Below are 13397 nucleotides of genomic sequence, written 5' to 3'. Positions count from 1 at the left end.
CTTACCTTTCTTCATTTTCTAATCAGTGTGAATTCTTATTCTTTTCCTTCAGCCTCAAAAGCTGCTTTCGCTTCTTGAGCTGCTTTTTCACGCGCTTTTTCAAGATCGTCAACGTGAATCACATCATCATCTTCACCTTCGTCTAGGTCACGCAATTCTACTTCATTGTCATCTTCATCAAGAACGCGCATATCCAAACCAAGAGATTGCAATTCTTTGACAAGAACGCGGAAGGATTCTGGCACACCTGGTTTTGGAATTGGTTTTCCTTTGGTAATAGCTTCATAAGCCTTCAAACGTCCGTTGACATCATCTGACTTGTAAGTCAGGATTTCTTGCAGAACGTTAGAAGCACCGTAAGCTTCCAAGGCCCAAACTTCCATCTCACCAAAACGTTGTCCACCAAACTGAGCTTTACCTCCGAGCGGCTGTTGGGTAACCATTGAGTAAGGACCTACTGAGCGGGCATGGAGTTTGTCATCTACCATGTGGTGGAGCTTGATCATGTACATGACACCGACAGATACACGGTTGTCAAATGGCTCACCGGTACGTCCGTCATAAAGAATCGTCTTGGCATCGCTGTCCATACCAGCTTCGCGGACTGTATCCCAGAGGTCTTCTGCGCTAGCTCCATCAAAGACTGGTGTTGCAATATGGATGCCCAAGTTACGAGCTGCCATACCAAGGTGGAGCTCCATAACCTGACCGATATTCATACGTGATGGTACCCCGAGTGGGTTCAACATGATATCAACTGGTGTTCCGTCTGGCAAGTAAGGCATGTCTTCCACAGGAACGATACGGGATACAACCCCTTTGTTTCCGTGACGACCGGCCATCTTATCTCCGACCTTGATTTTACGTTTCTGAGCGATGTAGACGCGAACCAGCATATTTACGCCGGATTGCAGCTCATCACCATTAGCACGGGTAAAGATCTTCACGTCACGAACGACACCATCAGCACCGTGAGGCACGCGCAGAGAGGTATCACGAACTTCACGAGACTTGTCTCCGAAGATAGCGTGCAAGAGACGCTCTTCAGCAGAAAGGTCTTTTTCACCCTTTGGAGTGACTTTCCCGACTAGGATGTCGCCTTCTTTGACTTCCGCCCCGATGCGGATAATCCCCATTTCATCTAGGTTGCGCAGGGCATCTTCCCCTACGTTTGGAATTTCACGGGTAATTTCTTCAGGGCCAAGCTTGGTGTCGCGTGTTTCTGATTCGTATTCTTCCAAGTGAACAGAGGTGTAGACATCGTCTTTCACCAGACGCTCACTCATGATAACCGCATCCTCGAAGTTGTAACCTTCCCATGTCATGTAGGCAACGATTGGGTTTTGTCCCAACGCCATTTCTCCTTTTTCCATAGAAGGTCCGTCAGCGATAAAGTCACCTTTTTCAACGACATCGCCAACTTTTACAAGGGTACGTTGGTTGTAAGCAGTTCCTGAGTTAGAACGGCGGAATTTTTGAATTTGGTAAACATCAAGAGAACCATCTTCACGGCGGACTTCAACCTTGTCGGCATCCGCATAGGTAACCTTACCATCATGCTGGGCAATAACTGCTGCACCAGAGTCGTGGGCAGCTTGGTATTCCATACCAGTACCAACATAAGGCGCTTTTGGATCAATCAAAGGCACAGCCTGACGTTGCATGTTGGCACCCATGAGGGCACGGTTGGAGTCGTCATTTTCCAAGAAAGGAATACATGCTGTCGCTACGGCAACTACCTGCTTAGGCGATACATCCATGTAGTCTACTTGGTCTGATGGGAATTCTTGGTTATTACCTTGATGCCGTCCCATAACGATAGGCTCTGCAAAGCCACCTTCTTCATTAAGTTTAGAGTTGGCCTGCGCTACGATAAATTCATCTTCCTCATCAGCTGTCAGCCAAACGATTTCGTTAGTTACCACACCAGCTTCACGGTCTACCTTACGGTAAGGCGTTTGAATAAAGCCATATTTGTTAAGGTGTCCATAAGAAGACAAGTTATTGATCAAACCGATGTTTGGTCCTTCAGGCGTTTCAATCGGACACATACGACCGTAGTGAGTATAGTGCACGTCCCGCACTTCATATCCAGCGCGGTCACGTGTCAAACCACCAGGTCCCAAGGCAGACAGACGACGCTTGTGAGAGAGCTCAGATAGCGGATTGTGTTGGTCCATGAACTGAGACAACTGTGAAGAACCAAAGAATTCTTTAATAGCTGCAGTTACTGGACGGATGTTAATGATTTGCTGTGGAGTCAGTACTTCATTGTCTTGAACACTCATCCGTTCGCGGACATTACGCTCCATCCGAGAAAGTCCCAGACGAACTTGGTTAGCCAAAAGCTCACCAACCGCACGAATACGACGGTTACCCAAGTGGTCAATATCATCTACACGACCGATACCTTCAGCCAAGTTAAGGAAATAGCTCATTTCAGCCAAGATGTCAGCTGGAGTTACAATACGCACCTTGTCAGACGGATTCGCGTTACCAATAATAGTGACAACGCGATCTGGATCAGTCGGAGCCACAACTTTAAACTTCTGCAATTCAACTGGCTCAAGAAGAACGGCTGAATCATTTGGAATGTAAGTGATTTTGTTCAAGCCGTTGTCTAGCTGCTCTGCAATGCTGTCGATCACACTGCGAGTCATAACTGTACCAGCTTCGACAAGGATTTCCCCTGTTTCAGCATCTATCAGATGCTCTGCCAATGTTTGATTGAGCAGGCGGTTCTTGATATTGAGTTTTTTGTTAATCTTATAACGACCAACTGCTGCCAAGTCATAACGATGTGGATCAAAGAAACGAGCCACAAGGAGAGAACGTGAACTTTCAGCCGTCTTAGGCTCACCTGGACGCAGGCGCTCATAGATTTCTTTCAGAGCTTCGTCCGTACGAGAGTCCATTGGATTCTTGTGGATATCTTTTTCGATGGTATTGCGCACCAAGTCGCTGTCACCAAAGATGTCCAAGATCTCATCATCACCTGAGAAACCAAGCGCACGAACCAAAGTAGTAAATGGAATTTTCCGTGTCCTGTCAATACGAGTATAGGCGATGTCTTTTGAGTCTGTTTCCAGCTCTAACCAAGCTCCGCGGTTAGGAATAACGGTTGAACCATAGCCAACTTTCCCGTTTTTGTCTACTTTATCATTAAAGTAAACACCTGGCGAACGCACCAGCTGGGATACGATAATCCGTTCACCACCGTTGATGATGAAGGTTCCCATTTCAGTCATGATCGGGAAGTCACCAAAGAAGACTTCCTGAGTCTTGATTTCACCAGTTTCCTTGTTAATCAGGCGGAAGGTCACAAAGATAGGTGCTGAATAGCTGGCATCGTGGATGCGGGCTTCTTCCAGCGTGTACTTAGGCTCACGGATTTCATAGCCGACAAATTCCAATTCCATGGTATCGGTAAAGTTTGAAATAGGAAGCACATCTTCAAATACTTCCTTCAAACCATGATTCAAAAAATCTTGGAATGAATCCGTTTGGATTTCAATCAAATTTGGCAAATCAAGAACTTCCTTGATTCGCGAAAAACTACGACGGGTACGGTGTTTCCCGTATCGAACTTCATGTCCTGCCAAGTTTCTAACTCCTTTTTGTAAAGATGATGAGAAAATTAAGAGTTTGAGAAAGTAGCTAATAAGCATTTTTTAGGTAAATGAAAATAGTTTATCTTTCTTTTGAATACTCTCAAGTTCACTCATTAATTGTGGTTAAGGGTAGCACCCTTTTGTTTTGCCGTTTGATGTACACCAAGACAGCTGCAATTAGTCCTTTCTGCATAATTTTCAGAATCTTTAAATTTACATTACTCAATTTATTTTCCTAAAAATAGACACAAAAAGAGCAGCTAAATCTGACTTATTTAAAGTTTGATTTAACTGCTGTAGGCTTTAATTGGACAATATTTCAAATAAAGCACACGACAAATTATTAATATCATTATACCATAATTATGTAAAAATTCAAGTAGTTTGACTTGGTTTGTAGAGAATTTTCATCTTTAGTCTTGAAACAGAATCGTGTTTATGTAGAGTCTTTCTCATCCACTTTGTCTCCATCGTCATAAACACGTTCACCATGTATTTTGATATACTCCTCGCGCTTCCTATCCAATTCTTCCCAGATGGGATCGTCAATAGCGTCAATCGTTTGAATTTCTTCCAAACTCAGCTCATTTGCTTCCTCAAAGGTTAGAGATAAGATATCTTCGTGTTTTTTCTTGAATTCCTCGATTGTTAACCATGTTTTCTTGTCATCTTCGCTAATTTGTCCGTTAAAGATTGTAGCAATCTCAATTGCCATGATATAGAAAGCTCTTTTATCAAGAGTGAGCAGTTCAAGATGAGTAGAAGCAAGACGCAAACAGTCTCCATTTTCTCGAAAATCTGTTACATAAGCATCTTCATAATCTAAATTTAGTTCTTCATCAATTTGTGAAAAAAAGCGATATTTTATCCCTTCTTGTATCGGAACATGCAACCAACGTTCATCATAATCCTGTTTATCTAGTTTTAGATGAATTGCTATATCATTCCTATCTCTGATTTGAAGAAAACCAGAATAGGAGAGAGGGATGCCTTCTCCTTGATAACTTTCAAACCACATTTTCTTCGCTAGTTCTAAATAATCAAATGGAATTTCTTTAGTATAGTCGCCTTTGATATAAATTCTCACTCGTCTTCCTCGTCATCATAAACTCGTTCATCATAGATTTTGATGTATTCCTCATTTCTGCGGTCATCTTCTTCCCAAACTGGGTCTCGAACATCATCCATAGTAGAAATTTCCTTAAGACTAAGCTCATTAGCCTGTTCATAACTCATCGAAAGGATGTCTTCATGCCTATTTTTAAATTCCTCCACACTTAACCAGCTCTTTTTATCATCTTCGCTAATCTGACCATCAATTGCTGTTGTGATTTCAATGGCCATAATATACATAGCACGTTTATCAACAGTGAGAAGTTCAAGGTGGGTAGAAGCTAAACGTAGACAGTCTCCTTTTTCTCGATAGTCTGTTGCTGGATTATCTTCAAAATCTAATTCAAGATTTTCATATACATGACTTCCAAATTCGTTGGTAATCCCTTCTTTCAACCGAACATTATTCCATCTATTATCATGCATCCACTTATTCAATTTTAAGTGAATAGTTGGGTCTGTTTTAAATGGGAGAGTATTTCCAAAATAAGAAAAATCTACTGTCTTACCATCTTTAGTATCAAACCACATTTTCTTCGCTAGTTCTAAGTAATCAAACAGAATTTCTTTGGTGTAATCGCCTTTTATATAAATTCTCACTCGTCTTCCTCATCGTCATAAACACGTTCACCATGGATTTTGATGTATTCTTCATTCCTGCGGTCATCTTCTTCCCAAACTGGGTCTCTCACATCGTCCATAAATGGAATTTCTTCAAGACTCAGCTCATTAGCCTGTTCATAACTCATCGAAAGGATATCCTCATGCCGGTTTTTAAATTCCTCCACACTTAACCAGCTCTCTTTATCATCTTCGCTAATCTGACCATCAATGGCAGTCGCAATCTCAATAGCCATAATATAGAAAGCACGTTTATCAACAGTTAGAAGGTCAAGGTGCTTAGAAGCAATTCTTAAACATTCACCTTTCTCACGAAAATCCGACATGATAGCATCTTCATAGTCTAACTGTATATATTCTGACTTATGGGATAAAAAATCATATTTTATCCCTTTCTTAATCTGAATACTTTTCCACCTATCATCATGAGTTTTCTTGTCTAATTCTAAGTGAATAGAAAGTTTCTCAATTGGTAAATCTAGATACCCTGCATACGACAAATCTGGATCTATTCCATCTTTTTCCTCAAACCACATTCTTTTCGCTAGTTCTAAATAATCAAACGGAATTTCTTTGGTGTAATCGCCTTTGATGTAAACTTTCATTTTCCCTCCTATGATTTTAACCACTTAACAGCTTTTAAAATATATTTGACTAATTGATTTTTTTCATAATTTGATAATTTATTCAATTCTGAAATATCATCAATCCATTCTCTAGCACTTGCTGCATCGACAATTTCATCCATTCCCCTATGGGCATTAACTCTATAACCTGATTTCCCTCCTCCTGACTGAATCTGAACTTTTCCACTATGGGGTTCTGCATCCACACGAATATTTCCTTTCCTCCCTCCGACTTTACCTTCAATAGTACCAAAAGTCTTACTCGTCGGTTTAGTTGCCTGCCATCTGTCATAACTCTGGGCAAAGCTGACATTCAAACTAGCATTAGCTGTCCAAGTCTTGATAATAGCATCATTAACAGCTATAGTCCCACCAGCAATTATCGTTGTTCCTGTCGCAAAACCAGCCGCTGCCGCTGTTTCTATGGGAATAGTTAAAGTCCCAAAACTTGGTATAGAAAGTACTAAGCCTGCTGCGCCCCCTCCTAAGCTTATTGTATCAATCATAGCACCAAGGGCAATACTGCCTACGCCCGCTAAGAACTCTGCCGCATTTTCTCGGATACTTTCCCAAAATTGCCCACCTCGCTCATCATTAAAACGCTGAGTGTAGTCTTTATCGAAATGACCATTTTTTAGAACAAACCACACTTCACCAACGACTGGAACATCACTTACTTTGGTAGGTATAAAAGTCAGAATATTCCCCTCATGGTCAAAGCGTAAAGATTGATTGAATTCTTGAATCAAGATTGACCAGTCGCTAGAAGGTTTCCCCTCTAAGTAGTCCAGCAATTGTTTACGATAGTAAGCCACTGCTTCATCAGGCAGCATCAATTCTCTGATACTCTGATTAATCAAAGAAATCTTAGGATCTACTCCTCTTCCATAAGTACGAATCTCTTCATTTTTCAGTTTTGAAACCCAAGACATGTCCGCACCATTTGTATAGTAGTTTCCTTCTGCATCAATTGTGATTTGGCTCAATGACACTGCTCCTTGAATAGCTAGTCTCAAAATTTCTAGACTGTCTGTAAAGTATTTTGAAACATCTGCCACAAACCATTCTAGTTTGTCAATTTTTTCTTGAATTTCCCAAATACTAATATTTAACTGATTTTCAAGTTCTCTGAGAGCGTTTTGTTCCGAAAACTTTCCCATTAAAGATACAAAAGCTCCAAATTTAAACATAAAATCTCTATTTGCTGCTATCTGCTCTTCTACCTTCGCTAGCTGTTCTTGCCTCGTTTTCAGCTCTTCTTTTAGTAAATCTAAATCCAACGTTCCATATTCAGCTACTGTGGAATCAGCATATTTATAAGAATTCAGCTCCCCTTGAATATCATCAATAGCTGCTTGTAGCTTCTTAATGCAAGGGATGATAATATCGGTAAATAATCCTTTTCCCGCTGTATAAGCCGCTCCCTGCAGCTCACCCGAATCCAAAGAAGCAATCAGATGATCACATCCACTAGATAGACGATCGGTCACCTGATTAGCTACCTGCAGGTTGCTGGTCATCGCTTGGATAAGCTGGGCCGAATCAGATGCACTGTATCTTACTCCCATGGCAGACTGTTCCTTTCTGCAATAAGTTCTTCTCGCTCTTCTTCCAGATTTTTTCTCATTCGGCGACTTAATTGAGACAAGTCCTCCAGCTGTGTATTCACATAAAGCCTCATCTTTTGACTTAAATATTGGTTTTCTTCAAATATTCGGCTAAGAGTCGACACTTCTCCATTCGTCTGACTCTCAAGCGAGATATTCAAACGATCATTCAATCCCTGAAAATCCGCAGCGAATGCTTCAATTGAATTTTCAAATTTCTTTTTTAGATCTAAAAATTCATCTTCTTTTTGCTCTACCTTTAAAATTTTATCATAGAGTTCTTGCCGTTCTTTTTCGCTTTTATCTGCCTTCATCTCAACTCTCCCAACGCTTGGCTTCCTCTATATCGCGTTTCTCAATTTTTGCAGCAATTTCTGGAAATTTATTGGCCTGAGTCAGAACAGCCGAGCTGAAGTCACTGACAGCCCGCAGCATTTGATTGCAGGCTTGACGGCCAGCTTCCATCCCAGCAATATCGCTTGTATAAGCAAATTCAACTTGATTATTCCTAAAGGCTGAAGCATCCACTCCTACTAATTCACTAATTGCGGAACTTGCCGCGATAGTATCCGAAGAAATTTTCCCTGACATCTAGTATTCCCTAGCTTTTACTTCTAATATTGGACGGCCTCTCACCGGCTGTTACGATTAGTATTCCACGTACTACCTCCCAAAATAGCGGACCATGCTTTTTGATAGTCGGAGTCTGTTGCTCCGATACCAAAGCGATAGCTTGTCGTTGGAGCACCATTTTTAGCCCAATAACTTGTAACAGTCGGACCGCTTAGGGTGATGGAGCGTCCATTCACCGTAACCGTACCCGGTCTTTCGCCAGTAGCTTTTAAAACAGATGAGTGAATCACACTAGAATCAAGATTAAATCGGTCTCCAACTCCCCAGGCATTTGGATCCGCTTCATAGATGGCGTTAACCATATAGGCCATATAAGCCGCATTGTTATTATAACCCGTTAAGGCGGCCATTGATGTGTTATCATCGTGACCAATCCAGCCGCCTAGTGTCATTTTCGGAGTTGACAGCATGAGCCACATGTCACCGTTGCTGTTGGTTGTTCCTGTCTTGCCAATCCAGTCTGCTCCCGCCAGTGTTCCATTGACTTGACTGATTCGTGATTTAAAGGTAGTGGTCGCGCCAGAATTGAGAACACCGCGCATCAAGTCTTGCATAATAGTTGCAGCTGCAGGTGAATAAACCTGAACAGGATTTGCCTTATGCTCATAAACTACTTTGCCATCTTTATCCGTGATTTTCTCTACCATATACTTCTCTTGATAGGTTCCGTTGTTGGCCAAAGTCTGGAAGCCATTGGTATGCTGGGCAACAGAAACTTCAATTCCCCCACCCATCGGCAGACTCTCAATACTGTAGTCATCAATGTAGTAGCCCATTTTTTCCATATAGCCACGAACGTTGACTCCCTTCTCACGCAGTGCGCGGTAAGTCCAATAAGCTGGGATATTCCATGAAGTATTGAGAGCTTCTTGGAGATTCATCATAGCTGTCCCACGGCTATCCACGTGCATAATCGGCTCTCCGCTAGAGAAATTCGTCGGATAGTTGGACAGGACACTGGCACTGCCCATCAGACCTTGGTCAATAGCAATCCCATAAGCCAGAATCGGCTTAATAGTTGAACCCGGTGACCGCTCCGTATCAAAGGCATGATTGTTCTGATTGGAAGCATAATCTCTGCCTCCCACAAAGCCAATCACAGCACCGGTTTTATTGTCCATGAGGACATTTCCCACTTCAACTGTACCAGTTCCGTCATCCAAGACGCCACCATAATTGGCTACTGCATTTTGCATAGCTTCATAGATTCTCTTATTGATGGTTGTTGTGACGGTATAGCCACCCTCTCTCAGCTCTTTAGCTGCAAGTTCGCGATAGGATTTAACGGTAGCATTATTTTTCAGCTCTTGCTGCGAAACATTGTCTCGTTGAATCAAATAATCATACATGGCCTTTTGAGCTTCCTCAAAAGCAGTGAAATATAGATAATCATGAGAAGATTTCTCCGCGCTTTCTGAGGGTTTGAAATCCTTCGTCAAATCATAATTGAGGTATTCTTGATATTCCGCTTCGCTCAATTTCCCTGTTCTGTACATATTGTATAAAACATTTTTAGCCCGCGTTAAACCAAGAGACATGTCCTCTGGAGTTTTTAAGCTGCCATCAGCTGCATAAGGCGAATAAACAATCGGACTTTGTGGCAAACCTGCAATAAAGGCTGCCTGCGGAACAGTTAAATCTTTGGCCGAAACACCAAAAATCCCTTGGGCCGCTTCTTCGATTCCTGCAATATTCTGGCCTTTATTATTCCGTCCAAAAGGCGAAACGTTCAAATAGGTCGTCAAAATTTCATCTTTGGTCATATAGCGTTCCAAAGCCAGAGCATCCACAATTTCTGCTGCTTTTCGTTTAAAAGTCGGAGCATCACCAACGACTTGCTGCTTAATCAGCTGCTGCGTGAGCGTAGAACCACCACTAGACGAGCCAACGCCTACAACCGAACCCAATGTCGCCCGAAGCACCGCCTTGGGAACAACGCCATTATGGCTTTCAAAATTTTCGTCTTCCGTCGCAATCACGGCTTTCTTGACATTATCTGAAATCGCTCCACTTTCAACTGGAATCCGCAGCAAATCATTATCTATCTCTGAAATCAAACTACCGTCTGAATAGGTCAGTTTCGAAATGCCAGAAATATTATAAACTTGCTGGAGAAGTTCTTCCTTATTAGGAACTTCTGTTTTGCTAAAGAGACTGGCTCCATAGCCGACCCCGATTCCTGCTCCTAAAACCATCCCAAAAAGAATAAAGACGAAAGCCACATTCACCAACAATTTGAGAGTTCGCAAAATAAGAGCAGCTATATCCTCCAAGCCCCAGCGTTCCTTCTCATTTGTTTCTGCAAAATATGTTTTTCTTAAAAATTGTTTGAACTGCTTCCAAAACAGTGTTAATTTTTCCATTACTTGTTTCAACATAGATTCTCCTTCTTGACTATTATAACAAACATTAGCAGTTTATATCAAGAAATAGCTGATTCTAGCGCTTTTAGACCAATTATTTTTTGACTAGTCATTGCTATTTATCGGGTTTGTGATAAAATAGAGGGATAAAACAAAAAAATAATTGAGCAAGGGAAAAATCTTTGCTATTTTAGAAAAGGAGAGACAGATATGCACATTTTTGATGAGCTGCAAGAACGTGGTTTGATTTTTCAAACGACTGATGAAGAAGCTTTGCGTAAAGCCTTAGAAGAAGGGCAAGTCTCTTATTATACTGGATACGATCCAACAGCAGACAGTCTTCACTTAGGTCACTTGGTGGCTATTTTGACCAGCCGTCGCTTACAGTTAGCCGGCCATAAGCCTTACGCCCTTGTCGGCGGTGCAACTGGTTTAATTGGCGATCCATCCTTTAAAGATGCAGAGCGTAGCTTGCAAACCAAGGAAACCGTTGATGGCTGGGTCAAGTCTATCCAAGGGCAACTGTCACGTTTTCTTGATTTTGAAAACGGCGAAAATAAGGCTGTGATGGTTAATAACTACGACTGGTTTGGCTCCATTAGCTTTATTGATTTCTTGCGCGATGTCGGCAAATACTTCACTGTCAACTACATGATGAGCAAGGAATCTGTGAAAAAACGGATTGAAACAGGAATTTCTTATACTGAATTTGCTTACCAAATTATGCAAGGTTACGACTTCTTTGTCCTTAACCAAGATTACAATGTAACCCTGCAAATCGGCGGCTCTGACCAATGGGGCAATATGACCGCCGGCACTGAGCTTATGCGCCGCAAAGCGGACAAGACAGGCCACGTCATCACCGTTCCGCTCATCACCGATGCGACTGGTAAAAAATTCGGTAAATCCGAAGGCAACGCTGTCTGGCTTAATGCCGACAAGACTTCTCCATACGAAATGTACCAATTCTGGATGAATGTCATGGATGCAGATGCTGTTCGTTTCCTGAAAATCTTTACCTTCCTGTCACTGGATGAGATCGAAGAAATCCGCCAGCAGTTCGAAGCGGCACCGCATGAACGCTTGGCTCAGAAGATCCTCGCTCGAGAAGTCGTGACCTTAGTTCATGGAGAAGATGCTTACAAGGAAGCCCTCAATATCACCGAGCAGCTCTTTGCCGGAAACATCAAAAACCTATCAGTCAAGGAACTCAAACAAGGACTTCGTGGCGTACCAAACTACCAAGTCCAAGCTGACGAGAACCTTAACATCGTGGAAATCCTCGTATCTTCTGGTGTGGTCAACTCAAAACGCCAAGCCCGTGAAGACGTCCAAAATGGCGCTATCTATGTCAACGGCGACCGCATCCAAGACCTTGACTACGTCTTGAGCGATGTAGATAAACTCGAAAATGAGTTAACTGTTATCCGCCGTGGTAAGAAGAAATACTTCGTCCTTACATACTAATAAAACAGACTGGAGGCATTTGCCATCCAGTCCTTTTTTTGCTAGACTTAAAACTATGAATACAAACTTGAAACCAAAACTCGCTCGATTTGCTACTGCTACTGCCTTTATCTGCCCCATCTGCAAGGAAGAACTGCAACTGATGGAAAACAGCCTCAAATGTCACCATCGGCATTCTTATGACTTGGCCAAGTTTGGCTATGTCAATCTGGCACCCCAAGTCAAACAATCTAAAGACTACGATAAGACAAGCTTTCAGAATCGGCAGTTGATTTTAGAAGCTGGATTTTACCAGCAAATCTCCGACAGCCTCCTCCAGATATTAAAGGAAGAGCCAACTCTCAAGACTGTCCTCGATGTTGGATGTGGCGAAGGCTACTACACTAGAAAGATCCAAGAGCATTTCTCAGATAAGATGCTCTATGCTTTCGATATTTCAAAAGATTCCGTCCAGTTGGCAGCCAAAAGCGACAGTAGTTTAGCAGTCAATTGGTTCGTTGGAGATTTAGCCAAGCTGCCCCTGCAGGATGCCAGTATGAACATCATTTTAGACATCTTTTCACCAGCCAATTATCAGGAATTTCGGCGAGTCATGTCTGACAATGCCCTCCTCATCAAAGTCATCCCTACTGAGCGACATCTTCAGGAAATTCGCCAAAAAGCTGCTGCGCAACTCAGCAAAAGGGATTACTCTAACCAAGAAGTCATCCAGCATTTCCAAGAGCATTTCGATATTATCTCCGAGGTCAATATCGAGTCCAGCCACTCCCTGACTTCCGAAAGCCGGGCAGCTCTTTTAGCGATGACACCGCTCCTCTTTCACATCGAGCAAGACCAGATCGACTGGACTGACCTCACACAAGTGACCATTGCAGCTACCATTCTTATAGGGAAAGTGAAATGAAAAAAGAAGTTGAATACATCTCAATTTTTCTACTAGCGAATACCAACTCATGTTCTACTCAACTTTGTAGCATATCATCCCTAATAAGCCCTCTAATGATAAATATTAAAACAACATGTACTGAGAATAGCCTACCCTATCAGCTAATAAATCAGATAACTTAAAAGTAGCGCTTCCCATTTAGTTGCAGTCTTTTTAAACAAGACGCGACTACTTCAATCTATTCATCATAACTTTTGTATTTTGAATAAATGTTTTGAATTTTCACAAGAGGCTGGGACAAAAGTCCGACCTCAAATATAAAAAGCGAACAAAACTAGTTTTCTGGGCTCTTTTCTACCATTTGTCAAGTCTGTCAAGGCTTTAAGTGAAAAATGAGATAAGACAGTAGCTATTCCGAGGTTACTGTCTTATTTTTAACACTTTTTGAGCCATAAAAGGGCATGCAAAAA

At 42.0% G+C, this 13397-nt stretch carries 10 protein-coding genes; 2 read left to right on the top strand and 8 right to left on the bottom strand.

The features are described from left to right. Positions 1–35: 35 nt before the first annotated feature. From rpoB to pbp1b, 8 genes are all read right to left on the bottom strand, one after another. Complete coding sequence (rpoB, locus tag AC5FEC_RS08595; RefSeq protein ID WP_304949402.1) at positions 36–3602, bottom strand: DNA-directed RNA polymerase subunit beta; 3567 nt, start codon at positions 3600–3602, stop codon at positions 36–38. 445 nt (positions 3603–4047) lie between these two features. Then, complete coding sequence (locus AC5FEC_RS08590) at positions 4048–4698, bottom strand: hypothetical protein (RefSeq protein WP_493661920.1); 651 nt, start codon at positions 4696–4698, stop codon at positions 4048–4050. Continuing rightward, positions 4695–5324: a hypothetical protein gene (locus AC5FEC_RS08585; RefSeq protein ID WP_217472895.1), complete on the bottom strand. Its 630-nt coding sequence runs from the start codon at positions 5322–5324 to the stop codon at positions 4695–4697. Before AC5FEC_RS08585 ends, AC5FEC_RS08590 begins: the two co-directional genes overlap by 4 nt. Beyond that, positions 5321–5950, bottom strand: coding sequence for a hypothetical protein (locus AC5FEC_RS08580; protein WP_217472896.1), 630 nt, complete (start codon positions 5948–5950; stop codon positions 5321–5323). The genes AC5FEC_RS08585 and AC5FEC_RS08580 overlap by 4 nt, the downstream gene beginning before the upstream one ends. An 8-nt stretch (positions 5951–5958) precedes the next feature. Further along, positions 5959–7461, bottom strand: coding sequence for a virulence protein (locus AC5FEC_RS08575; protein WP_493661919.1), 1503 nt, complete (start codon positions 7459–7461; stop codon positions 5959–5961). Between the two features lie 68 nt (positions 7462–7529). After that, positions 7530–7892 carry a cingulin gene (locus AC5FEC_RS08570; protein WP_217472898.1) on the bottom strand — a complete coding sequence of 121 codons (363 nt, stop codon included), beginning with the start codon at positions 7890–7892 and terminating at the stop codon, positions 7530–7532. A 1-nt stretch (position 7893) separates the two neighbouring features. Next, positions 7894–8169 carry a TIGR04197 family type VII secretion effector gene (locus AC5FEC_RS08565; RefSeq protein WP_234549650.1) on the bottom strand — a complete coding sequence of 92 codons (276 nt, stop codon included), beginning with the start codon at positions 8167–8169 and terminating at the stop codon, positions 7894–7896. Positions 8170–8210: 41 nt separating this feature from the next. After that, positions 8211–10589: a penicillin-binding protein PBP1B gene (gene pbp1b / locus AC5FEC_RS08560; protein ID WP_493661918.1), complete on the bottom strand. Its 2379-nt coding sequence runs from the start codon at positions 10587–10589 to the stop codon at positions 8211–8213. 195 nt (positions 10590–10784) lie between these two features. On the opposite strand from pbp1b, the gene tyrS reads away from it, so the two are divergent. Both tyrS and AC5FEC_RS08550 read left to right on the top strand, forming a co-directional pair. Continuing rightward, positions 10785–12041, top strand: coding sequence for a tyrosine--tRNA ligase (gene tyrS, locus AC5FEC_RS08555; protein ID WP_493661917.1), 1257 nt, complete (start codon positions 10785–10787; stop codon positions 12039–12041). Between the two features lie 55 nt (positions 12042–12096). Continuing rightward, complete coding sequence (locus tag AC5FEC_RS08550; protein WP_493661916.1) at positions 12097–12945, top strand: putative RNA methyltransferase; 849 nt, start codon at positions 12097–12099, stop codon at positions 12943–12945. Positions 12946–13397: the final 452 nt, after the last annotated feature.

It is taken from the genome of Streptococcus sp. STC1396, from assembly GCF_058933875.1.
The sequence above is the reverse complement of the archived record's forward strand: the minus strand, read 5'-3'. Positions and strand labels throughout refer to the sequence as shown.